At 60.5% G+C, this 24,121-nt stretch carries 15 protein-coding genes and 1 pseudogene; 5 read left to right on the top strand and 11 right to left on the bottom strand.

From position 1 onward, the window contains the following. Positions 1-140: 140 nt before the first annotated feature. Entirely contained in the window at positions 141-1,847 is a 1,707-nt protein-coding gene (locus FBY36_RS09550; protein WP_142118864.1) for a diflavin oxidoreductase, read from the bottom strand. Next, positions 1,844-3,211 carry an aldehyde dehydrogenase family protein gene (locus FBY36_RS09545; protein WP_142118862.1) on the bottom strand — a complete coding sequence of 456 codons (1,368 nt, stop codon included), beginning with the start codon at positions 3,209-3,211 and terminating at the stop codon, positions 1,844-1,846. Before FBY36_RS09545 ends, FBY36_RS09550 begins: the two co-directional genes overlap by 4 nt. A 411-nt stretch (positions 3,212-3,622) precedes the next feature. Between FBY36_RS09545 and FBY36_RS09540 the strand changes: the two genes are divergently transcribed. The 5 genes from FBY36_RS09540 (at position 3,623) to FBY36_RS09520 (ending at position 11,086) form a co-directional block, all read left to right on the top strand. Then, positions 3,623-5,119, top strand: a complete 1,497-nt coding sequence (locus FBY36_RS09540; RefSeq protein WP_142118860.1) for an APC family permease — start codon at positions 3,623-3,625, stop codon at positions 5,117-5,119. Between the two features lie 204 nt (positions 5,120-5,323). Next, positions 5,324-6,688: an aminotransferase family protein gene (locus tag FBY36_RS09535; protein WP_235008781.1), complete on the top strand. Its 1,365-nt coding sequence runs from the start codon at positions 5,324-5,326 to the stop codon at positions 6,686-6,688. A gap of 151 nt (positions 6,689-6,839) precedes the next feature. Continuing rightward, positions 6,840-7,955: a Zn-dependent alcohol dehydrogenase gene (locus FBY36_RS09530; RefSeq protein WP_235008780.1), complete on the top strand. Its 1,116-nt coding sequence runs from the start codon at positions 6,840-6,842 to the stop codon at positions 7,953-7,955. Between the two features lie 207 nt (positions 7,956-8,162). Then, positions 8,163-9,659, top strand: coding sequence for an aldehyde dehydrogenase family protein (locus FBY36_RS09525; protein ID WP_142118859.1), 1,497 nt, complete (start codon positions 8,163-8,165; stop codon positions 9,657-9,659). A 155-nt stretch (positions 9,660-9,814) separates the two neighbouring features. Further along, entirely contained in the window at positions 9,815-11,086 is a 1,272-nt protein-coding gene (locus FBY36_RS09520) for a M20 metallopeptidase family protein (RefSeq protein ID WP_142118857.1), read from the top strand. A 611-nt stretch (positions 11,087-11,697) separates the two neighbouring features. Here FBY36_RS09520 and FBY36_RS09515 read toward each other — a convergent pair. The 9 genes and pseudogenes from FBY36_RS09515 to FBY36_RS09470 form a co-directional block, all read right to left on the bottom strand. Further along, positions 11,698-15,021, bottom strand: coding sequence for a CBM96 family carbohydrate-binding protein (locus tag FBY36_RS09515; protein ID WP_160141885.1), 3,324 nt, complete (start codon positions 15,019-15,021; stop codon positions 11,698-11,700). A gap of 50 nt (positions 15,022-15,071) precedes the next feature. Next, positions 15,072-15,224, bottom strand: a pseudogene (locus tag FBY36_RS09510) (DUF993 family protein); the annotation flags it as partial. A 1,411-nt stretch (positions 15,225-16,635) separates the two neighbouring features. Further along, positions 16,636-17,589, bottom strand: a complete 954-nt coding sequence (locus FBY36_RS09500; protein WP_142118852.1) for an N-acetylglucosamine kinase — start codon at positions 17,587-17,589, stop codon at positions 16,636-16,638. A gap of 48 nt (positions 17,590-17,637) precedes the next feature. Beyond that, on the bottom strand, positions 17,638-18,891 hold the full coding sequence (gene manA, locus FBY36_RS09495) for a mannose-6-phosphate isomerase, class I (protein WP_142118850.1): 1,254 nt from the start codon (positions 18,889-18,891) through the stop codon (positions 17,638-17,640). A gap of 197 nt (positions 18,892-19,088) precedes the next feature. Beyond that, positions 19,089-20,138, bottom strand: coding sequence for a hydroxyacid dehydrogenase (locus FBY36_RS09490; protein ID WP_235008778.1), 1,050 nt, complete (start codon positions 20,136-20,138; stop codon positions 19,089-19,091). Next, positions 20,135-20,983 (bottom strand): sugar phosphate isomerase/epimerase family protein, encoded by an 849-nt coding sequence (locus tag FBY36_RS09485; protein WP_142118846.1) that lies wholly within the window; start codon positions 20,981-20,983, stop codon positions 20,135-20,137. Before FBY36_RS09485 ends, FBY36_RS09490 begins: the two co-directional genes overlap by 4 nt. Before the next feature lie 23 nt (positions 20,984-21,006). Beyond that, positions 21,007-21,876 (bottom strand): carbohydrate ABC transporter permease, encoded by an 870-nt coding sequence (locus FBY36_RS09480; protein WP_142118844.1) that lies wholly within the window; start codon positions 21,874-21,876, stop codon positions 21,007-21,009. Continuing rightward, complete coding sequence (locus FBY36_RS09475; protein WP_200830474.1) at positions 21,866-22,825, bottom strand: carbohydrate ABC transporter permease; 960 nt, start codon at positions 22,823-22,825, stop codon at positions 21,866-21,868. The genes FBY36_RS09480 and FBY36_RS09475 overlap by 11 nt, the downstream gene beginning before the upstream one ends. Then, entirely contained in the window at positions 22,822-24,099 is a 1,278-nt protein-coding gene (locus tag FBY36_RS09470) for an extracellular solute-binding protein (protein ID WP_142118843.1), read from the bottom strand. The genes FBY36_RS09475 and FBY36_RS09470 overlap by 4 nt, the downstream gene beginning before the upstream one ends. Positions 24,100-24,121: the final 22 nt, after the last annotated feature.

Genomic DNA, 24,121 nt, shown 5'->3' with positions numbered 1-24,121 from the left:
AGGTGCACATCATGATTGCCGGCTACATGCATTCGGTAAGCCAGGTCACATTCCTGTGCGGTAGGCAGGCCAAGGCTTTTCCGTGTTCTGCCCAGTACCCAGGACACGAAAGCCATGGTGCTGGGCAGGTCGAGCGGGGCCTAGTAGACGTCCTTGACGTAACGTCCTTCGCTCTTCAGGGACTGCAGGTAATCGTGCGCCTTTTCGGGGGTCATTGCGCCGTGGCTTCTGAGCACCGCCAGCAGGGCTTCGTCAATGTCAGGTGCTATTTGTTTGCCGCCGCACACATAGACCGAGGCTCCACCCGATAGCCAGGCAAAGATGTCTTCTCCTTCTTCGCGGATCCGGTCCTGGACATAGACCTTGCCCTGTTGATCCCGGGAGAAAGCCACGCTGAGGCGGTTCAGCACGCCGTTGCTTTGCAGTTCTTCCATTTCCTCCTGATAAAGCCAGGAAGGCTTTTCATGGCGGTCCCCGAAGAACAGCCAGTTTCGTCCCCGGGCTTGTGAGACTTCGCGGTCACGGAGGAAGCCACGGAACGGGGCAACTCCGACGCCCGGACCGACCATGATCACGTCAGCTGAGTTGTCGTGGGGCAGGTGGAACTCGTGCGCCGGCAGCGGGAAGACTTTTATGGTTGTCTTGGTCTGCGCGGCGGACTGGAGGAATCCGCTGCATGCACCCGAGTGCCGGCGGCCGGCGGTCTCGTATTGCACAGTGGAGACCGTCAAGTGGATGCGGTCGCCGTCAGCGAGGGGACTGGAGGCAATGGAGTACGACCGGTGCTGCAGGGGCCTCAGCATTGAGAGGAACTCGCCGGGATCGACATCCGTTGTCCGGGTTTCCTGCAGCACGTCCAGCATGTCCCGTCCCCACAGCCAGTCCTCCAGCGCATTGCGGTCACCGGACTCGACCAGGTTCCGCACGGGATGATCCGGGGCGAGATTTTCGACGAGCCAGGCCACGATGCCCAGATGGGGCAGCCGAAGCTCATAGTCGTTTTGAAGCGTCTCGCGTACGGTCTTGCCGTCTTCACCGAATACCTCGCTGCCCGCGAGGCCAAGGAATCCGAGGAGGTCTTCCACGAGTTCGATGGAGTTGGTGGGGATTACGGCAAGTGAGTCACCTGGCCGGTAGTTGCGGCTGTCGCCGCTTACCTCAAGCTCATAGTGCCAGACCTCTTTTTCGGACTCTGGAGCGCTGAGGAGGCGGGCCTCGACGACGGTGGCAGTGTCAGGTTCCCGGCGTGTGCCTTTGGGCTGCTCGGCGGGGTTTGCTCCTGGAACAGTGGAGTCTTCCGGGTTGTTGTCGCGCTTCTTGGGAACAACTGTCTTGAAGGTCTCAAGCATGCCCCTGATCCACTTGCCTGACGTCAGGTCATAGTCGACATCGCAGTCGAGGCGGTCAAGGATTCTCTTGCCGCCGAGTTCGCCAAGGCGCTCGTCAAGATCGCTGCCGGCTTTGCAGAAGTCTTCGTACATGGAGTCGCCAATGGCAAGGACTGCGAAGGGAACGTCCTTGAAGAGGTCTGAACCGGCGCTTTGAAGCTGGTCCCAAAACGGTTGCGCATTGTCCGGCATGTGGCCGTTGTCGTGTGTGGCGGTAACGATCAACAGGCGGTCCTTGCGTGCCGCATCTTGCGGGGTCAGCATGTCCAGGCTCATAAGCTCGGCTGCGTAACCCTGGCCGTTTGCCTTGTCCACGATCTTGGACGCAAGGAACTCAGCGTTCCCGGTCTGGCTGCCGTAGAGGACGCTGAGGGTCTGCACGGCGGTACCTGTCTCACTGGATACTTCGGATGAGGTGCCTTGGTTGGTCCGAACCAGCTCCCCTGTATCAGTTGTCACGGTTCTGTCCTTACAAATACGGTCTTGAGTTCGGTGTATGCCTCGATGGCAGCCTGGCCCAGTCCGCGGCCGATGCCTGACTGTTTGAAGCCGCCATAAGGTGTCTGGATTCGAATGGATGAGTTTGAGTTGACCGACAGAGTCCCGGACTCAAGTGCCCGCGCCGTCCGCAGGGCCTGTCCGACATCGTTGGTCCAGATGGAGCCGCTCAGGCCGTAAATTGAGCTGTTGGCCAGCGCGATGGCTTCCTCTTCGGTGTCGAAGGGAATCACCGAGGCGATGGGGCCGAAAATTTCATCGGTTGCCACCCGGCTCTTGGGGTCCGGGGCGATGACGATTCTGGGCGCCATCCAGAAGCCGGGGCCATCCGGTGCTTCACCGGCGGTGACGACGTTGAGACCGTTTTCGAGGAAGCTGGAAACGGTGTCGCGGTGGGCAGCCGATACCAGAGGTCCCAGATCGGTCTTGCCGTCCAGCGGGTTACCGATTTTCAGTGCGCGCGTAGTCTCGATGAATCCCTCAACGAACTCGTCGAAGATTCCCCGCTGCACGAGAAAGCGGCTGCGTGCACAGCAGTCCTGGCCCGTGTTGTCGAAGACCGACATCGGGGCTGCCTGCAGACACTTGGCGAGGTCAACGTCGTTGTAGACGATACTGGCGGACTTCCCGCCGAGCTCAAGAGAAACCCTTTTCATCGTCGTTGAAGCCGCCTGGACGATGGACCGGCCGACCTCGGTGGAACCAGTAAAACTTATCTTGCTAACATCCGGGTGTTCAGCGAGGGCATTGCCGATCCGGGCGCCCGAACCAGTGAGAACCTGAAGCGCGTCCCCGACGACGCCCAGTTCCTTCACGATCTCACCAAATCGGACAGTTGATAGGGGGGTAAGGGCCGCGGGTTTCACAATTACCGAATTACCGCTGGCCAGAGCCGGGGCGATACTCCAGGATGCGATAGGCAGAGGGAAGTTCCACGGGGCAATTACGGCCACAACACCCAGCGGCTCGCGGAAAGTCATGCTGACGCCGCCATCGACCGGAATGGTGTCCCCGAGGATCTTGTCCACCGTTCCGGCGTAGTACTTGAAGCACTCGGCGACACCAAGAACTTCCTGTCGGGCCGCCGCCAATGGCTTACCAACGTCGGTGGATTCGAGAAGGGCCAGTTCGTCGCTGTGGGCGATGACAGCATCGGCAATAGCCCAGAGGGCATCACGGCGTTCAGCCAGTGGCTTGCGGACCCAGGCGCGCTGGGCGGCCCCTGCGCGTTCGACCGCTGCATTTACGTCCGGCAGGTCGTAGGCGGGCACCTCGCCTATCTGTTCTTCTGTAGCGGGGTTGTAGACCGAAATAACGCTGTTCATAATCGGGTGCTCCTTCAGGAGAAGTGGGATTTGTCGAAAATTTCCTAGTCCCGTATGGACTCTGGGAAGCTCCGTTAGTTCCGACAATGCCTGAGGAAACTGCGGCCAGCGAGTGCTGGGAGCACCACGATAAGTAGCTGTATGTGCGCGGTGCACATTCCATAAACTCCTCGTTCATAGGACCGCGTCCATTTTTTTGCCAGCGAATAGCTGTGCATCAAGACCATGCGCAGGACGGATGTATGTGCAGGCTCAACATCGCAAACTCTGGGGCAACTCCTACGCTGTAATCCAACTCACAGTGACGTTCGGCAAGGGGGCCGGCCCGATTGTGGGTTCCGCGATGCCGCTCAATTCCGCCTTGTCGAAGGCATCGCGATGACACTCAGCTTCTACGTCCAGGAGGGACGAATGGCAACTAAAGATGTTAAATTTGAGCCGGTGGATGCGGGACCCAACGGAATCTTGAGCCCAGACCGCTTGCTCAGCAGGGGCCTGGGAGTCCGGTCGATTGTGTTCATGGTTGTGGCGGGAGCTGCGCCCATGACAGCTGTCGTGGCTGGCTGGCCTGTTGTCGTTTCTGCATCGGGAAGCACGGGCGGTCCGCTGTTCTTCCTTATCGCGACCGCTATTCTGTTTCTGTTTGCTGTTGGTTTTACGAGGATGACGCCCTTTGTAAAAAATGCTGGAGCGTTCTATTCCTACATCCAAACGGGGCTGGGCCGAGGTGTTGGCATGGGGGCTGCCACTTTTGCGCTCGGAACATACTTGCTGCTGTTTCTTGCGCTGTGTTCATACTTGGGGTCAGCGGCCCAGACCACGGTTCACGATCTGGGCGGTCCGGAACTTCCCTGGTGGCTGTGCAGTCTGGTGCTGATGGCAACCTGCGGTGCTCTTGCATACCGGGACGTCGAACTCTCCGCCAAGGTGCTGGGCGTGGTCCTGGTCATCGAAACAGTCGTTCTGCTGGCAGTAAACATCGGGGTGATTGTCCACGGCGGCGCGGAAGGGTTGAGTGCTGACTCGCTGTCCCCCGCGCGTTTGGGTGAAGGTGTCCCGCCTCTGGGCGTCATGTTTGCCTTCTTCTCATTCATCGGCTTTGAGGCCACCGCCGTCTTCCGGAACGAAGCACGTGACCCGGACCGCACTATCCCGCGGGCAACCTATATCGCCGTTATCGGCGTCGGCATCTTCTACACTTTCACTGCCTGGGCACTCCAGGCGGGAGTCGGAAGCAGCCAGATAGTCGAAGTCGCGACGAACGACCCCACCAGCATTGTTGTAGGGCTCGCGGGACAGTACGTGTCCCCGCTCCTTGCCACCCTGCTCCAGGTTTTCCTCATCACCAGCCTTTTCGCCTGCATCCTCACCTTCCAGAACGTACTGACCCGGTACCTCTTTACCCTTGGTACGCAAGGTGTTCTTCCGTCTGGACTTGGTGCAATCCACCCGCGTCACCACGCTCCATCCAGGGCAGCCTTGATCGTCTCGGTAGTTGCGATAGCACTGCTTGGTGTCGAGGCGATCATCGGGCTCGACCCGGTAACGCAGGCTTACACCTGGTTCTCAGGCTCGGCCACATTGGGCATCGTTGTTCTGATGGCTCTCACGTCACTCGCGGTGATCGTGTTCTTCCGGAGGAATGCACACAACAAGAAGGTCTGGGGCACGTTGCTGGCCCCCGCGCTTGCCCTTCTCGGACTCGGGGGAATTGTCTTTCTGGTCCTTCAGAACTTCGGGCTTCTCGTCGGCGGCGACTTGGCGGCGGGAATACTGTTGACGCTCATGGCTGCACTCTTCCTGGGCGGCGTGACTACCGCGCTGGTTATGCGATCCAAGCGGCCGGTGACGTATGCCGCACTGATCCCGGCAGGTTCCAGCAGCGAAGAAAGTTCCGCAGGGATTTAGGAACAAAGACTCATCTCCGTAGCCGCCGTCGCACGAGCCTTCTTGGGAACGACGGTAATGGTGGCCGGCTGCGCAAGGCGCGGCCGGCCACTCGCGCCCATGGACAAAAGATCTTCCAGAGATTTCCCCACCCGTCACTGCAGATAGTGAGCTGCGAGAGCAGCTGCCGATATTTAGGAGCTTCCCATTTCCGACAGCGCACTGTTGAAGCAAATCATCGACAAGAAGTACCCGACAGTTGCCTACGGCGAAGGCATCTTCCTGTATGACACGGAAGGGCGCCAGTACCTGGATGGTTCAAGCGGCGCCATGACCGCCAGCATTGGTCACAGCGTGGACGAAATTGCGGAGGCGGTGAAAGAACAGTGCCGCCGCGTAGCTTTCACGTATAGAACCCAGTTCACCAACCTGCCCGCTGAAGAACTCGCCCGCCGGCTCACCGACATCGCTCCCGGGGACCTCGATATGGCGTTTTTCGTCAATAGCGGGTCCGAAGCATCCGAATACGCCATCCGCACCGCAGTGAGCTACTGGCGCGAAAGGGGGCTCCCAGGCAAAGTCAAAATCCTTGGCAGGACCATCAGCTATCACGGCATGACAATGGGCGCCCTGTCGATGTCCGGGCATGCAGCACGCCGCCCCGACTACGGATCCTTGCTCCATGCGTTCTCCTTCGCCCCGCCGGCCTACGCCTACCGCTTCGCCCTGCTAGGCGAGAGCGAGGAAGTGTACGCTGCGCGGGCTGCGAAAGCCTTCGAAGACGCCATTCAGAACGAGGACCCCGGCACAGTCGCGGCAGTCATCGTCGAACCAATCGTAGGAGCCGCCGGCGGCGTCCTGACGCCGCCGGCCGGCTACTTCGCCCGCCTTCGCGACATTTGTGATCGGCTGGACGTGCTGCTGATCATCGATGAGGTCATCACGGGAATGGGGCGCACGGGCGACTGGTTCGCGAGTTCCTACGAGGACGTCGTGCCGGACCTTCTTCTTATCGGCAAAGGAATGAGTGCCGGATACTCCCCTGTTGCTGGCGTCCTGCTGCGGAGCCACATCGTCGAGGCGCTCAGAGAGGGCAGCGGCGTCGCTCCGTTCGGGCACACCTTCTCGGGGAACCCACTGGGGGCAGCGACCTGCCTGGCGGTCCTGGACTTCATGGAACGCGAGGATATCCTCGCGAACGTCCGGCAACGGGGGAAGCAGCTTGAAGAGGGTCTGCTCTCCCTGGCAACAAAGTACCGCTGCATCGCCGACGTCCGTGGGCGGGGCCTGCTCTGGGGCTTCGAGTTCGTTATGGACCAGGAAAGCAAGCAGGCACCCGATCCTGCGCTGGGAGCGGCTGGCCTATTCGTCGATGAATGCCTGGACCAAGGGCTTCTTGTCTACCCGGCCGGGATCGCCCCGCTGAACAATGCCGTGATTCTGTCCCCGCCCTTGGTGATCACTGAAGAGGAGACACGGGAACTGCTGGCGAAGCTGGAAAACGCCCTCCGCGCCATGGAACGTCACGTTAAGCGCTGGGCCGCTGTAGGTGAGAACCGGCATGGATCCCGAGTTGGAACCGGAAGCTGACACTGATCCCGGCCGTTCTAACGTCCGCGCTGGTCAGGTTGCACATAGTGCTCGTAAAGGCTGTTCCGTCCACACACTTTTGAAACTCGACCAGGGCTGAAGATGGTCGAAGCGACCCATCTGCCAGCTCCTCAACCACTAAGGAAGCCAAGTGACTACACCGATTCTTGCCGCCGTGCTGGAAAAGCCCGGAGCCCCTCTTCAGATCCGCGAACTGCTGCTTGATGATCCGGAGGACACTGAGGTTCTCATCCGGACCGAGCGAGTGGGCCTTTGCCATAGTGATCTGCACTATCTGAAGGGGTCGCTGGATATCTCCCTGCCGGTGGTCCTCGGGCATGAAGTCGCAGGCATTGTCGAGCGCGTCGGTTCTGCAGTCACAAGAATTAAGACTGGTGAAAGGGTCGTGGCAACGGTCACCCCCTCCTGCGGGGCATGCCGCAACTGCATAAGCGGGCGCCCGACCCAGTGCGAACGAGTCGACTCGATGCGTGAGCGGCAGCGACCCAGGCTGCTCTCACCTGATGGATCAAGCGTTGAGTCGCTCGGCGGTATCGGCGCATTTGCAGAGGCCTTCCTCGTGAAGGAGGCATCCGTTGCAGTGGTCGGCTCGGATCTGCCTCCCCAGGTGGCGTGTCTTCTCGGTTGCTGCATTAGTACAGGAGTCGGCGCGGTTATTCACGGCGCAAAGGTAGGACCAGAGGATACTGTTGCCGTGATCGGTTGCGGCGGTGTCGGAATAGCGGCCATTCAAGGTGCCAGGTTGGCTGGGGCACGACGAATCATTGCCATTGACGCTGTGCCGGCGAAGCTGGAGCTCGCCCGTAACTTCGGTGCCACGGACACTGTTGTCTCATCATCCGACCCGACAGAAACACTCATCCAGGTCCGATCACTTCTTCCCCAAGGTGTCAGCCATGCAATCGAGGCGGTGGGCCGCAGCCAGACAGCGGAACTCGCCTTTTCGCTCCTGCGCCCGAACGGAACCGCCACCATCCTCGGTCTCATGCCCACAGGGTCCGAACTGCGTATCCCCGCAGATGCGCTCGTATACGGCGACCGACACCTGCAAGGCGCCTACATGGGCGCGAACAGGTTCCTCAGCGACGTCCACATGTTCAAGGACCACTACCTGAACAACCGACTGGATCTCGATGCAATGGTCACCAAGGAACTGCCCTTCGAACGTATCAACGAGGGATTCGAAGCGATGGCGGAAGCCTCGACGATCCGAGTTGTGCTGAACATGACCGACAGGCAACTGTGATCCGGACAACTTTGAAGACCGTTTGGCAGCTGACTGTCAGGCCGATCACGATCTGATTTTGCGCCACGGCCAGCGCCGGAACGAAAGCTGCGAACTGTGGCGCTGCAAATCCTCCCGAACATAAACGGTCAAACGTCAATGCCCAGCCCCTGCCGTCGCTGGTCCTGGACGACAAAGACAACAACGAAAATCAGAGGAGCACCTTGAATGACTGCTGAAGGACTAGCACAACTGACCGCTAACACCCCCGACCTTGTCGAGCAACGCTCCTTTGTCGATGGCGCATGGCTGCAGCTCGACGAAAACGGCCGCTACCTTACCAACCCAAACACGGGCGAACCCCGGCAGCCGATGCGAAAGACCGGAAAGGCTGACGTCGAGTGCGCACTCGCCGCAGCGGCGACACTGCACGAGTCCGGGAAACTTGAAGACATCAAACTCCGGGACCGTCTTGAGCTCCTGACGAAGGTAGCCGCATCTCTCGATGCCCAGAGCGAAGAAATCGCGCTGCAGGACAGCATCAACACGGGAGTCCCTATCCGGACCACTCGCCTGATTGCCGGTGCACTCGGGGACAGAGTCCGGGGAACTATCGCTGAAGCGGAGCAGCTTGGCGAGTCGGAGACCCTTGACGGCGGTGATCGGCCTGTGGTCATCCTGCGCAAGCCCCTCGGCCCGGCCCTCATCGTTGGCCCCTGGAATGCTCCAACCTTCACCGTGGTAGGCAAGGTGGCGGCAGCAATGGCGGCTGGTTGCCCGGTCATCCTCAAACCCTCCGAGAACGCCCCCGGCGGTTGCCAGCTCTTCGCCGAATCGATCGTCGCCGCCATGACCGAACTCGATTACCCGAGCGCTGCGTTTCAACTGGTTCATGGGAATTCGGAGACAGGATCACTGCTGACCTCGGATCCCCGCATCGAGGCTCTTTCGTTTACAGGGGGCGATTCGGCAGGCCGAACGGTCGCGAAGGCTGCGGCGTCCAATCTGGCTGTCATGCAGATGGAGCTCGGATCCAACAATCCCGTGATCATTCTGGATGATGCCGATGTCAGCTCAGCGGCACAGTCCATTGTGCAGGGCATGACCCGTCTCAATGGCCAGTGGTGCGAGGCGCCCGGCAAGATACTGGTTGACGGGTCGGTTCACGACCGTTTCGTTGAAGCTATGAAGTTCGAACTCAGTAAGCTTCGGGTCGGAAATGCCTTGGATGAGACAACGGAAGTGGGTCCCCTTGCGTTTGAGCGGCAGCGTGATGGTTTGGTAGCCGCAGTGGATCGACTCGTCGAACTGGGGGGAACGCTGGTCACTGCCGGCGATCTACCAGATCTTAACGGCTGGTTCCTGGCACCGGGGATGATCGTCGGATGTCCGGCCGGAGCCGCCGCGGAAGAACTCTTCGGGCCACTGGTCACGGTACATCCAGTGCATTCCGTTGAAGAGGCGCTTAGCCATGCAAACGGACCGGCAACCGGTCTTGATGCCTACGTATTCGGCGGTGACGAAACACGGGCCATCGACGTGGCATCCCGTATTCGTGCCGGGGAGGTCCGCATCAACGGCACGTTCATGAGCGACCTGGCCGGCAATTCGCGGCAGAGTTTCTGGGGTACCAGCGGTATTGGAGGCCACGGTCCCCAGTACGGCGTTCGCTTCTTTACCGGCGACCGCGTGGTTGGCGTGGACAGGACGGATTTGCCGCTCTAGGCGGCGTATCCGACCCCACCAAAGCGTAAGCGAGGCCCTGCGAGGCCTGCGACAGACATTCCAGAAACGTGACGCCTGGCTAAGGCGGAGGCTCCGCGTCCTCTCGGGCAAGCAGCAGGCCAGGGCCTGGCAACATGAGACGAGAAAGCCCTTCAATGACAGATACTTCAACGACAGATACGGTGCGGTTTTCACCGCTGAGTTTCCTTGAGGGCGCCACGGCGGCGATCCCGGCCTTTGGAAGCGACCTGGTCGATTTCCGTAGGGAAATGCACACCGATCCTGAAGTCGGCCTGTATCTGCCCCGCAGCCAGGCCCGGGTCCTTGAGGCACTCAAGGGACTCGACCTCGAAATAAGCCTGGGAAAAGCGGCCTCGTCCGTGGTTGCGGTACTCCGGGGCGGGGCCACCCAGTCCCCCGTTGGGAGCCGTCCTACTGTACTGCTTAGAGGGGACATGGACGCCCTTCCTGTGGCAGAAAAAACGGGTATACCCTTTGCCTCGACCAATGGCGCAATGCATGCCTGCGGTCATGACCTGCATACAGCGGGCCTGATTGGTGCCGCCCGCTTGCTCTCGTCCGTACGTCACAGCCTGACCGGCGACGTCATCTTCATGTTCCAACCGGGGGAGGAAGGACATGACGGGGCCCGCATCATGCTGGAGGAAGGCGTTCTTAATGCAGCCGGCAGGCGACCGGATGCTGCCTACGCCCTGCATGTCGTTTCAGACATGCCGTCAGGCGTGTTCACGACCCGGGCCGGCTCCTACATGGCAGCCTTCGGAGATCTGTCCGTCAAGGTTATCGGGCGTGGTGGGCACGGTTCCCGCCCCTTCCAGGCTCTGGATCCCATACAGGTAGCTGCTGAAATGCTTGGAGCGCTACAGACGTACATCACCCGGCGATTCAACGTTTTTGATCCCGTGGTTCTTTCCGTGGGCCAGTTCCATGGTGGTTCCGCCTCTAATGTCATACCTGATTCGGCGGAATTCAGGGCCAGCGTCAGATCTTTCAGCCCCGGTGTCGAAGCACGGCTCGCACAGGAGTTGCCGGATCTTATCCGGCAACTGGCGTCCGCTCATCAACTGACAGCCGACGCAACGTTCACTCCAGTTATGCCGGCCACCGTCAATCACGACAGTGACGCCGAACTCTGGGGCAGGACAGCACGGACATTCTTCGGAGAGCACCGGTTCGTGCCCAGCCCGTCCCCCAGGACCGGCTCTGACGATTTCTCCCGGGTCCTCGTGGAGGTCCCCGGAGCGTACGGGCACCTCGGAGCTGGGTCTCCAGATATCGACCCCATGGAGTGGGCTCCCATGCATTCGCCCAGGGCAGTGTTTGACGACAGTATCCTCGTTGATCAGGCACAATTCATGGCGGGTGTGGCGCTTGGAAAGCTTCAGGAGTTGGAGGTGCTGGGGTAGCTCGGAGGGCTTCCGGAGCGGCCACACCTCACTTGAAGCAGTGGACCTAGCAGTACCCGTCTCGAAGCTCGAATGGATAGCACTTCAACCACTATCAGGTTGCCGTACACCCAAACTTGACGTGATAACGGCCTGACATGGGAGGACGCGGAACTTTCACTCGTTCTCCGACGCCCGCCAAAATCAAAACATGTGCCATGAGCACCCACTGCCCCAAGCGAACTTCATCAAGTCCGGAATCTTTGGACTGATTCGATTATTCTCGAGCTTCCTCACCGCGATTCCTTTCCCACCCACTGTCAGGGTGGGATCTGAGAAGATCATGAGCGCACTGTCAACAAACCCGAACTTAGCCCTATTCGTACGCCCCTCGGGCAAGCGGCATCCAGACGCAGAAGACGTTCCTCGAACGCCCGTGGGCGGAAACGGGATCGCACGGACCGCCGAATCAGCCGGGAAACGAGCCGTCAAATCGGACGCTCTCGGATTCTAGAGCGTCGGGACCCGGGGGCGATTACGCTGCCGCTGAATACGCATCCATACCACTCGTCGGTCGGTGCGCAATGGGCCGGCCACCCCTTCAAAGGCGGCCGGCCCATTTGTTGTTGCACTCAGCTCACGACTCGGCACTCGCGGACTTGGGTGTTGCCCTGCGTGTCGACGTACACCTGGTGGGTTCCCACCGCGTACGTGCCCGCGGAGTTGTTGTTGATGCTGACTGTCTCCGTGGAGACAGTCGTTGATCCGTCACTCATCGCCGTCGTAACGGTGATCGTGAGGTCGTTGCTGTTACCGGCGCTCTTGACCACTGATGCTTTTGCTTCGACGGTCAGTGGTGTTCCGAATGAGAAGAACAGCGAGTTGGTGGCGGTCGACGCCGGGCTCGTGGTCGCTGCCTGGGTGCTGAGCCGGAGACTCACCTTGGCATCATTAGGCGATGAGGTCGGCCCGTCAACGGCGAGATCGACTAGACGTCCGTCGTGCACAAGGTAGTAGCGACCGACTCCGGTGCTGCGGACTTCGAACTTCTCTGCATCGCCGACCGTCGAGGGTCCCAGGACGATCTCGTTCTCGCCGTTGACGACTGTCGCCGTGACGCTGAGGTACCGCCCGGTCGTCGCGTCTTGCAACGAATAGCTCTCATCCGAGTTCGTTACGAGCCGGAAGTAGGGTGCTTTCTTTTGCATCGCGCTAACGGCGACCGTTGAATCGTTCTGGATGGCCAGGTACGAGTTCAGTGTTTCCGTTGCATAGTCGGCCGGGATGGTGCCGCCCGGTGTCATTGTGCGTGCTGCCAGTGGTGCGTCTCCCCACGCACTCACTTCTGGCCAGGTGCGCTGGTACCACGGTGTGAGCATCGTGCGGAGCTGGATATACGGCGCCACGGTCGTCGTGGCCGGGCCGTTGTACATGGCCAGGGTGTCGAAATTCAGTTCGTCCATGTGGACCAGCCCTTCGGGCCTCGACGCTTGTGCCGCGCGTGCCAGCCAAGTGACGTCCACTCCGGGCACCTGGGAGTAGTGTGCGAGGGCGTTTTCGTAGATGGGCCTCAGTTGTCCCCGGAGGATCGACTGTTGGTCCAGCGTAGTCCAATAGGCGGTGTTGTCCGTGCGGCCGAAGATGTTCGGCACGGGCTCGGCTCGGAGCTCACCTTGCCCACTGAAGAGGTTGTACTGCGCGACCCAGTTGAAAGCGCGTGCAAGCTTGTTGTCGTTCAGACTCCACAGGTCAACGCTCTGGCTTTCGGCGATTCTGGCAATGTCGCCCATGAGCCCGAGTCCGAGTTGCGCGTGCGCCTGGTCGCGGGCGGTTTCTTGTGTCTGCCCCCAGTCGGTGACGTAGTTCTCGATGGAACCGTTGATGAATGGGCTTTTGTACATCGATACGGCACGGTCGAAGATCGGCTTGCTGTCGGTCAGCACGCCGATCGCCTCCAGAGACACGATCGCTGCACCATCCCAGTTTCCATTCGCGATCATCGGCGCACCAGCGTCCTGGATGTCGGGGTAGACGACGTTCAGCATAAGCCGCTGGAATGCTGCGAACTGGTCACCGGAGTAGCCGGAATAGCCCCCGTGGTAGTAGCGAAGGATTTCTGCGGCGTTGATGTATTTCAGTGTCGCCAACCCTGCACCGAGGATCTGGTCACGTCCGTCGATTTGTTTCAGGGTGGAGGACCAACCGTCCAGGATCTGTGCGGTCTTTGCTGCATATCGGTCATCACCTGTGATGACCCATTGCAGAGCGAGGAAGTAGGCTGCACCTCCGGAGTTTTCGTAGTCGGCGATATTGCCTGACCCTTGGGGCGCACCGCGGCCGACTCCACTGCGGAACACCGGTTGGAAGTCGAGCGACGACATGGAATTCGGAACGGAATTCTTCAGCCGCAGGTAGTCGGAATACCACGGCTCCTGTTTCTTCGCGATGTGATCGCGCATGGCATCGAGCTGCGTTCCCGTCAGTGAGACACCGGGATGATTGAAGATTTCGACGTCGACCTTCGACAGCACAGGACCGGAGCCGGAGTTGTATTGGACGGCGTATTCGTGGACTCCAGTCGTGACTCCCGTGATGGTTGCGGCTAGGACGGTCCCGTCAAAGGCGGCGGTAGCGTTGCCATCGACGGTGTAGTGGGACGCGTCTGTATCGCCATTCACGGGTTTCCAGGCAAGTCGAACTGAAGAGCCGGTGACTGATTGCTGGACTTCGAGCAGATCAGACTTCGCTGATGTGAATGTGAACAGGTGGGCGCCCTTATCGCCTGGTGCAACGACGAGGCCGGTTGCGCTGGCCTGAACCGGGGACACTGTGGCTTCGGCACCGTCGCGCAAAGCGTCGAGATGGCTCGCAATGGTGTACTGGTGAGAGCTCGGGTATCCCTTGACCGAGAAACGTTCATTCCACCCGACATCATCGGCGCCGGCGGTGACGTCGTAGTTCGCACCCGACTTTGTGTAATACGGCCGGCCGGCACCTCCGGCGTAGTTCTGGATGGTGAGGTACTTTCCGCTGTCGAGGCTCTTGATCGAGTACGTCGTCTGCTGTCCGCCGCCCAGCCCTTGGTAGGGTGCGGCGGTGTACTTGTATCCGTAGACGGCGAACAACCCTGCGGAACTCGGGGTGTCGGTCAGGCCTACGGCGCCGGAGGACTTGTCGACAGTGAGGTATTTCCCGCTCTCGTCGGCGATGCGCACCACATCCTGGGCCGACTGTCCGTTCGACGGATAGTCGCTGAAACTCTGGCTGACTGGGTAATCGACGGCGGGGACGTCAGTGACTCGTGCGACCTGAACCGAGGGTCGGACAGCGGCGTTCGTTGCGCGGGTGGAATAGATGTCCGTGCCTGCGACTGTCTGGTCATCCACCGCCGTGGTGGTCAGATCGATGGACAGAACGTCACTCTTCGCAGTCTTTGCGGCCTTGACCAGTTCTGTAATGTCGATGGGAACCGCGGCGTTTCCCTGCGGTGCCGTGGCCGACGCCACGGGCGATCCCTGGACATCGAGTGGTCGGTTGTTCCAGGTGATGTTCGATTCCGTCCAGGTAGTGCCCGTTGGTTTGCCTGCGCTGGTCAGGTACTCGCTGCTTCGTACAGCAACGAGGTTCGCTGCGTTGTTGTACTTGGTCATGTTCAGCACAACGGACTGGAGTGTCGACACGTCAATCTGGGAGATGTCGAACCGGAAGTAGGCGTGACCGCCCTTCCCAACGACCAAGTTTGACGCGGTACCGAAATTCGTGGAGGGGGACGTCGATCGTACGTAGACGTCGTCGGTGAGTGTCGGGGCAGCTGCATGGCTCGGAGGGGCTGTCACCGTGGGAAAGACAAGGGCTGTGAGAGCCGCGACGATTACGCCGACGGCGGTTCTGCCGCCCCGGCGCGACAACGGGGAATCCCGGGCCGGACTGGTTCGGGCGGTCAATCGTTTACTCATGATGCTCCTTCGCATAGTGGGTGACGTCCGTCGATTTAGAGACCCGTCGCTCACACGCCCACCCCGTTGATGCGCAGGTAGTCCGACATCCGGAACGCAACCAGCGCGGGGTCCTTGAGCAGGCCGGCGTGGTCGGCGAGTTCGAAGGTCCTGGAGAGGTGGCAGACGGAACGGCCGGAGTGCAGGCCGCCCAGCATCTGGAAGATCCGGCCGGTGATGCCGTTCATGGCGATACGGATCGTTTTGGTTTCGAAGCCCATAATTCCTCCAAAGTGAGTGAGCATCCTTATTTGAGATTTGTAGATGTGGCGCATGAAAGCCCTGGAGCTTCATGCTCGAATCCTTGCCTGCGTTTTGCGGGCGCATCAGCCCGATATCGAGAGAAATCACAAGTTAGTGCGCTGATCGGCGGGGCTCCGTGTCGGCATCTCACTGCAAATATCTGAACGCATCCCAGGCCGTTGTCGTTAGGGGCATCCCTGGAAATGCGGAGCTGCGAAGGATGGCGGCCGCTTGCTTCCCGTTTTGAAACTGGCCGGTTGATCGCAGTCAAGGCGCTTAAGACTGTTCCTGCCTGTCGTGGCTGAGCTGCAGAAGGAAGTTTGGGTACTCTGAGAGCTTCTCTGGAATGGGCCCTACTCCAGGTTTACGTGTCGCAGACGGTGTAGCCGCAAGGGACGTCCGGGTCGGTTAGCACCTGGTATTCCCCGGGCCCCAGCCGCATTACCCTGAGGCCGTGCTGCATTGATAGTGCATCGGGGATAGCAGCTTCAACGGCAGCACTTAGTGCAGCCTCAAGCGCTGCGACTTCGGCGGCTGACACGCGACGAATGGTCGATGTTGTTGAGCTCATTTTTCTCCTGCGGATGAGAGCTGTCCGTGAGCAGTTGGTCCGGCTGAAACGGCGGCCAAGCGGGCCGGAAATTTTGTCATTGGGTGCTGTTTCACCTGCCGCTGGCTGGCTTTTTAGAGGTATTACCGGCCGACGGGTCGAATAGCCACCTGCTTCCCGGGATGTCGCCTGGACAAAATTACGGGGGGACCAGTTCAGTCATACGGGCTCCTATGGCCGGTGACGGGAAATAAGACCAGCTGCGGCGACGTGCAGCAAATACAGAATATGATATCGATTTCAGAGATGCAAGTCACAGTTCTTTGCTTTCTGCTCCTCGAGGTTTCATCCCGCTCTCATCGCACAGCCACGGCAGGACAGCCGCCGAGGCCGCCGCCTGGTTCAGTGCCTGGTGGTGGCTGGTGCAGCGGGCTCTGGATCCCGCGGCGGTGACCCTGCCTGATGTTGATGCCCTAGCCCCGCGGATGCTCGGTATTGATGAACACCGCTACCGGTCCGTGCAGTTCTTCCGTGCCCCTGCGACCAAGGCCTGGAAATGCTACGAACCGTGGATGACCACCAACGTCGACCTGGACAGCGGACAAGAGCGATGCCCCCAAAAGAAAACGGCTCCATTAACGGCACCGCCGTGAACGTAAGCGGGGGCGACCGGGAACGTTTTTGTTGCGGGGACGTGAACGGATTACATAGCACCTCCATGCAGCTTCAACGTGGCGGACTAAGATTTTTACGAGGATTGGGAGCGAGAAATTACGGTATTGCTAGGCCAACCGCGGCAGATGTTTCCCCGCGAGTTGCGTGACACCGAAGACAGGGGCTTGGGTAACCGGGCGGACATCGGTTATTCCGTCCTCGGCCAACGCTTCACGGAAGGCTGATTGAAGCCGCGGTACGTGCATGCCAAGGCCTCCGCCCAGAACGACGGGGCCGGTAATGCCCAATTGAGACAGTGTCTGCGTTGTCATATGAGCGAGATCCTGCCCGGCACGGTCAAGCATCTTCTGACTGGGAAGGTGACCGGCGTCAGCGGCGTCCACGACCAGACGCGCCTGTTGCGCCCAGTACCGGCGTCCTGTGCCTGCGGAATGGAACAGGGCGATCAGTTGATTCGGATGATCCAGATCGCATGCGGCTAGAAGGCCCCGGGTGAGGGCGTCCGGTTCGCAGCCCTGGTTCATTCTGCGCAGGCTGTGGCGGACGGCTTCCCGGCCGAGCCAGTATCCGCTCCCTTCGTCGCCCAGCAGGTATCCCCACCCTCCTGTCCGCGCCTCCACTCCGCGCGGATTACGTCCCCAGGCCGCAGACCCCGTCCCGGCGATGACGGCGACTCCGCTGCTGACACAGCCTGCTGCCAGCAGCAGCCGTGAGTCGTGGACGATGTTGGTCAGGGCTTTCGGTGCGAAAGGGGCGATGAGAGCTTTTAGGGCTTCGGCATCGGCTTCCGTGTCGATTCCGCCGGCGCCGGCGCATACCTGTACTACGTTCCCGTAGCCAATATCCGCGAAAAGCTGTGCGAGGTGGGCACGGGCGGCTTCCCGGCTGACGTTCTGGACGTTGGCACTGCCGGCGATACTCTCGGCCACAGGCACGCCATTTTCGAACCTTACGCCGTGAGTCTTGGTGCCACCGATATCCAAGCCAATTAAGGCGCCCGTTGCGCCGCTGGCCGTAGGGATCCCGTCGGCGGTGGACAGGGCGTTCGCTGGGTTGGTCATATCATTCCTGACGTGTCTTAAGGATTTGGTTAAAGGGTGGGCGGGCCGTCAACGGGGTATCGCTTCCTGAAGCCCTGTGGTGGCGACGAAGGCAACCAATGGTTCCGTGCTGCCTGCCCGCAACGTAATAGGGCTTTCATTCGCTCCGGCAAAAGCGCTGTCGCCTTTCTCCAGTTCCAATGCCTGCAGTCTGGTGTCTAACAGGCCACTGCCGGAGGCGACCAGGACAAGCACCGGAAGCCCTGCTGGAAGCTCCATGCTTGGGGCTCCGGGTTCCAGCTCGATCCGCTGCAATTGGAACTCGTCGAAGGGAGGTTGCCAGATCAGGTGCCCTTCTGCGGGAGAAGTTGCGGCGAGTCTTGGAACGGGCAGAGGCATGAAGTTGACTGTTCTCAACAGTTCTTCAATGTCAATGTGCTTGGCGGTTAGTCCGCCGCGCAGCACGTTGTCGGAGGAAGCCATGACTTCGATTCCTAAGCCGTGCAGATAGGCGTGAATATTCCCGGCAGGCAGGTACATCGCGTCGTTTGGACGAAGGGAAACCCTGTTCAGCATCAGGGATATCAAAACCCCAGGGTCCCCTGGATACGCTTCACTGAGCTCCAGTGCCGTTTTCAAAGCCGCCGTATAGGGACCCTCCGGAATCGTCGAGCCCAGCAGCGCCGCCACGGCGTCAACGGTACAAGAGACTTCATCGCCGCCCCTGATCAGTCCGGTGAAGGTTTGCCGGATCGCAGATGGTTCGTCGGCGCCGGAAAGGGTGGAGCTGGCTTGCTGCAGGACCTTGGGGATTTCGGCCCCTGTCTCCCTGAAAAAGGTCACGAGCGCGTCGAAAATCGCTTTGGTGTCAGTTGCGGAGCGAAACCCGCACAAGGCCTCGAAGTCCGTTAGGGCCAGAATCATCTCGGGCTTGTGGTTACGGTCCTTGTAATTGCGTGTTTGGGCATCTTTCGGGACGCCGAGGGCATCTTCGGCTGCGAAGCCGGACGCGGCCTGTTCGCGTGTTGGGTGCACCTGAAGTGACAGTGCAGATTCAGCAGCCAGCACCTTCATCAGGAACGGCAATGTGCTCCCGAAGGCCGCGTGGCTGTCCGGCCCCAGCAGGGCTTCCGGGTCAGCCCCTATCAATTTATCCAGGCGCCTGTGACCGCTGTCCAGGAGTGCCTCTGACGGCGCACCTGGATGGGCGCCGATCCACATCTCCGCCTCCGGCGCGCCTGACGGTGGACGGCCAAGGAAGTCGGCGATGAGGGTCTTTGATCCCCATGCGTAATCCCTGATGCTGTTGTTCAGCGTGTACATAGCTCTTCTCTCGAAATCAGGAACCGCATGCTCAGAGGGATGAGCGGTGGGAGGACGTCGTCACCCATTTGGGTTTCATCCGCTCAGGCGTGAACGAGGGGCAGGCCCCTGTGCAGCTTCTATGGTGAAGGTCATTGCGGAGGGACGTCCGTTGGGCGTGGTGCCGTTTGACCATGAAATGAAACTGCTTTCCATCGTTAGGCCATCCTCACCAGGTCGGTGAGGCCGACAGGGAACCGCTGGGGCTCCGCTGCGGCGTAGCGTTCGATTTCTTCGATTGCGTAGGCCGCCAGCCGGTGCAGTTCGGTACCCATCGAACCGGCAATATGGGGAGTCAGCAGTACGTTGGGAAGGCTGTACAACGGGTGGCCGGCGGGCAATGGTTCCGGGCTGGTGACGTCCAGGAAGGCATTGAGCCGGCCTGCTTCCAGCTCAGCAATGAGTGCGTTGTGGTCTACCAGTTCACCCCTGGCGGTGTTGATCAGGGTCGAGCCGTCCTTCATCGCAGCCAATTGGGCAGGGCCGACCATGTTCACGGTCTCGGACAGTACCGGGGCGTGCAGCGACACGATGTCGCTGCAGCTCATTAGCTCATGGAGGCCAAGCCGGCGGGCACCCAGCCGCAGCGCTTCGGCGTCGCTGATCGTCGGGTCATACACACTGACGTCAAAGTCGAACGGTCGAAGGCGTTCCAGAACAAGCCGACCGATGGTGGATGCTCCAACGATCCCAATCGACCGCTCGTAGTTGCCGCTGTCCGGGAATTCCAGCTCCCGGTCAATTTTGGTTTGGCGCTGGGTGTAGAGGTGGCTGGCAGCAATTGTTGACTTTCCGGCCAGGAGGATGAGGCCAAGGGTGTATTCGGCAACCGGCAACGCGTTGGCCTCTGCAGCCGTTGTCACTGTTATGCCCCGTTCCCAGCATTCAGGCAGGACATGCCCCTTGACGCTTCCACCTGCATGGGCAATAAGCCTGAGCCGGGGCATCCGGGCAAGAACAGTTGCGTCGATGCGGGGAGAGAACCAGCCGGTGAGGAGAACGTCAACATCTCCAAGGGCTTCATCGGGTGTGGCTTTGAAGTCCTGGATGACCATGCTGAAGTCGCAGTCGCAGATGGATTCGAGCCGGCTGCGGAGGCGTTTGGAAAACAGGGCGTCCCGCAGGTCGGCGTCCTGCATTGCCAGGGCCACTTTGGGCCGGAACCGGGGCGTTTTTGGCGCGGTGGTGCTGTGCAGTGCTGCACTCAATTGATGTCCTTTTCCCAATGTCTGTCGAGCCATGTCCGGACGGAATCCAGTGCGATGTCCAGTTGCGCCGCCTGCGGGTACCAGGCCTTTTCCCATTCAAGAGTGACCGGGCCGCGGTATCCGTTGCGGACCAGCAGTTGGCCAAACTCCTCGGTGGGCAAGGAACCCTCGCCGATGGGCACGGGTGTACTGCTGGCTGGCATGTCGGCGTCTTTGATCTGGACGCAGCCGCGGCCGGTTGTCAGCCAGGGCGCGAGAGTTTTCCACGTCTCGTCCAGCGCTTCGCCTACACGCCAGGGATGCAGCACATCCCACACCACCCCCACAGGTCCGTCCACCCGGTTCAGAATCCGTGCGACGTCCTTTCCAGTGGGGTGCGAATCGTGGGTCTCCAGCACCGGCAGGACACCGAGGCCAGCCGCGTAGGAGGTGACTGCACTGAGCCTTCGTGCCGCCCGTTCATCCACCTCTGCACGTGATTCCACCAGGGGTGGGACCTCGGTGAAGGCGGCAGGCCGGATGTCTGCTCCGGGAAATACCCGGACCATCGGTGCCCCGAGGTCCCTGGCGAAGTCGATTGCCTGGATGAGCTCGGCGAGGACGGCTTCATCGGGCCCCGGAGCCGCCACCTTCACGTAGCTCGCGATGGCCGTTACCTGCACACCTGCTGCGTCAATCCTGCGTCCTAGGTCGTCCCGGGCCGGTATGCCCATGTGTGGGTCGGCGATTTCCCCTGCGGTGAGTCGCAGTTCGATGCCATGGATGCGGTGTTGTTGCAGCCAGGTCAGGATGACGTCCAGGGGTATCCCCGGTGCGCCCAGCGTCGAGGCTGACGGCGTGATCATGTTGTTCCTCTTGTGTGGAAGGGTCAGCCCTTGAGGCCTGCACTGGCCATGCCCTCAACGAAGCGCTTCTGGGCAAAGATGAACAGGATGATCATGGGCAGCGTGGCGAGCGTGGCGCCGGCCATGAGGTAGGGCCATTGAACGTTGAGCGGATCTTGCGAGAAGATCGCAAGCCCTACCTGCAGGGGCCGGAGCTCATCGGAGTTGGTGACGATGAGGGGCCACAGGAAGCTGTTCCATGCCGCTTCAATTTGGAAGACGCCGATGGTGACCAGGGCCGGCTTGACCAGGGGCGTCATGATGCGGAAGAAGATCCCGAATTCTCCAAGTCCGTCCACCCGTGCTGCATCCGCCAGTTCCGATGGAAGTGTCACGTAGAACTGGCGGGCCAGGAAGGTGTAGAGCGGTGCAATCGCCAAGGGGATGATCAGAGCCCACCAGGTGTTCAGCCAGCCCGTACCGCCCTGTCCCAGGATGTCGTTACCCCCGAACAGCGGGATCGACTTCACCAGCAGGAACAACGGCACCAGCACGATCTGAAACGGAACCATCATCAGGGCGATGAAGTAGTTCAGGATCCCCTTGGCTCCGCGAATGGGGGCCTTTGCCAGCGCGTATCCGGCCATGGTGCAGAACACCAATGTCAGGGCTGTCTCCCCGATCGTCAAAAGAAGGCTGTTGCCGAAGTAGCGCAGGAACGGGGCAGCATTCATGGCCTCGAGAAAGTTGTCCCAGTGGAACTGGGTCGGCAACCAGGAGAACGTGCTGACTTCACCGGTGGACTTCAACGCCGTCAGTATCATCCAGATGAACGGACCGACCATCAGGATCGAGCCCAGCAGAAGTACTGCGTAGAGGACCACGCGGCCGGGGGTGAGTTTCTTACTGTCCATCCTGGGTATTCCTTTGCGAACGGCCGCCGAGGTAAATGAAGACCGCGATGAGAATGAGCATGATGACTGTTTCCGCGGACGCGTAGCCCAGCCGGAGGCCTTCGAAGGCGTTGTTGTAGATGTCGAAGGTCAGGACGGTTGTCGAGTTGACCGGGCCGCCCTTGGTCATGACGAAGACGAGGTCAAAGACCTGGAAGGTCTGAACAATGGCAGTGATGAGAACGAAGTAATGTGCCGGGCCGAGGGCTGGCCAAATAACGTTCCGGAAGACCTGCCAGCGGTTGGCGCCATCGAGATTGGCGGCCTCGAGCAACTCCTTGGAGACCCCCTGAAGCGCAGCCAGGTACACGATCATCTTGGCGCCAAGCCCCTGCCAGATTCCCACTGCCATCAGTGCCGGCAGGGCCGTGCCGGGGTCGTTCAGCCATTCGGAACGGGCTAGGCCGAAGAGACTGCCTACTGCATTCGCCAAGCCGGCACTCGGGTGATAGATCCACAACCATACCGATGCCGCGGCAACCGTAGCGGTGACTACGGGCAGGTAATATACCGTGCGGAAAAAGCCCAGCCCGCGGATTTTCAGGTTCAGCCCCAGTGCGATGAGCAGTGCCAGGGCCATCGACAGGGGAACCACTACCAGTGTGTAGGCGATCGTGTTTCGCAGTGCAGCCTGGAACCGGGTGTCCTGAAACAGCTCCGTGTAGTTTTCGATTCCGATCAGCTTCCAGGTCCCGGAAAAGTCATAGTCGGTGAAGCTGAGGAATATGGCTATAACAGCTGGGACGGCGAGGAAGAATGTTGAGTGCAGCAGCGCCGGCGACAGGAGCCACCAGCCGGCGCGGGACTGCTGCCGGGTGAGCCGTGACTTCCGCACCTCGGGGCGTGCGGCGCGGGCATGAGCCGCCCCCGCCGCACGCACCGCTGGTTTGGTCTCTTTGAGAGTGCTCACTTTGACTGCTGCTCCAGTGCCTTCAGGGTGTCCTCCACTGACTTCTTACCCAGCAGAGCATCGTCAAGGCCGGTGCCGAAAGTCCCCCGGAGCTCGAGCCAGTTGGCCGCTCCCCCTTCAAACTTCGCGTCACTAAGGTTGGCTGCCACGAAGGTGCTCGCCGGATTGGATTTCACAACGTCGGAGCCGGCGGCGTCCTTGGATGCCGGGACAGCGAAGTTCAGCGTTGCGATTCCCGATTCGGCCTCCGGCTTGCCCAGTTCCTGGATGAAGTCCCAGGCAGCTGACTTCAGCTTGCTGCTCTTACCGACCGAGGCGAGCTGGCCGCCGGTAAACATCGAGCCCTCTTTGTCCTTGAGGTTGAAGTAGACCAAGTCGTCACACGTAGCCTTGCCCACTCCCTTGTCCGAGCAATCGATGTAGCCACCGGTAAAGCCCATGGCCGCTTCGCCGGTGTTGACCAACGGGGACTTGGCGGCATTCTGTGCGCCGTACTTTTGCACATTGTTCACCATGCTCTTCATCCACTCCAGGGTCTGGGTACCCTCAGCTCCGGCGAACTGCGGGTTACCGTCGCCGTCATACAGCGGCTTGCCCAGCGAACCCAGCAAAGCGACGAAGTCCTGGCGGTAACCGCCCGGACCTGCCCAAAAGTCGAAGCCCGCCTGGGTGATATTGCCGGCGGCATCCTTCACCGTCAGCTTCTCGGCATCGGCCTTGAGCTCATCCATCGTTGTCGGCGGCTTGGTCGGATCCAGACCCGCCTTTTCGAACAACGATTTGCGCAGGGCCAACGGCTTGGGCGCCGCGATCAGCGGCACAGCGTAGACCTTGCCCTTGAACTCGGACGCCGGGACAAGCCCCGGGTCCGTCGACTTGCCCAGCGAATCAGCGGACGCCCCGAAGCTGGACAGGTCCTCGAAAACGTTCTTCGCAGCGAACGGTGGTACCCACCCGATGCCGGTCACCAGAACGTCGTAGCCCTGGCCGCCGGCGATGGACGTGGAAATCTTCTGGTTCAAGGTGTCAAACGTAGCGAAGTCCGGCTCGACCGTGACCTTCGGGTACTTCGCGTTGAACGAAGCAACTACTTTGTCGAGGGCCGCTTTGCCCTCGTTGCTGGCCGGGTAGCTGGGCACCAGGACGCGGAGCGTACCGGTGGCTTCTGCCGGGTTCGAGGCAGGAGCGGTGGACGCACCGCCGGAGCCACAAGCGCTAAGGGCAAGGGTGCCGGCGACCGCCAGCGAAAGAATTCCCGCACGTCGACGTGCCATATCAATCCTCCTGAAGTAGCCA

The sequence above is a fragment of the Arthrobacter sp. SLBN-122 genome, from assembly GCF_006715165.1.
Taxonomy (GTDB): Bacteria; Actinomycetota; Actinomycetes; order Actinomycetales; family Micrococcaceae; genus Arthrobacter.
The sequence above is the reverse complement of the archived record's forward strand: the minus strand, read 5'-3'. Positions and strand labels throughout refer to the sequence as shown.

Excerpts from the sequence above, each read along its gene's own strand:
- FBY36_RS09545 (WP_142118862.1), bottom strand. The coding sequence starts at position 3,211 with ATGAACAGCGTTATTTCGGTCTACAACCCCGCTACAGAAGAACAGATA.
- FBY36_RS09500 (WP_142118852.1), bottom strand. The coding sequence starts at position 17,589 with ATGACCAACCCAGCGAACGCCCTGTCCACCGCCGACGGGATCCCTACG.
- FBY36_RS09540 (WP_142118860.1), top strand. The coding sequence starts at position 3,623 with ATGGCAACTAAAGATGTTAAATTTGAGCCGGTGGATGCGGGACCCAAC.
- FBY36_RS09480 (WP_142118844.1), bottom strand. The coding sequence starts at position 21,876 with ATGGACAGTAAGAAACTCACCCCCGGCCGCGTGGTCCTCTACGCAGTA.
- FBY36_RS09470 (WP_142118843.1), bottom strand. The coding sequence starts at position 24,099 with ATGGCACGTCGACGTGCGGGAATTCTTTCGCTGGCGGTCGCCGGCACC.
- manA (WP_142118850.1), bottom strand. The coding sequence starts at position 18,891 with ATGTACACGCTGAACAACAGCATCAGGGATTACGCATGGGGATCAAAG.
- FBY36_RS09525 (WP_142118859.1), top strand. The coding sequence starts at position 8,163 with ATGACTGCTGAAGGACTAGCACAACTGACCGCTAACACCCCCGACCTT.
- FBY36_RS09515 (WP_160141885.1), bottom strand. The coding sequence starts at position 15,021 with ATGAGTAAACGATTGACCGCCCGAACCAGTCCGGCCCGGGATTCCCCG.
- FBY36_RS09485 (WP_142118846.1), bottom strand. The coding sequence starts at position 20,983 with ATGATCACGCCGTCAGCCTCGACGCTGGGCGCACCGGGGATACCCCTG.
- FBY36_RS09520 (WP_142118857.1), top strand. The coding sequence starts at position 9,815 with ATGACAGATACTTCAACGACAGATACGGTGCGGTTTTCACCGCTGAGT.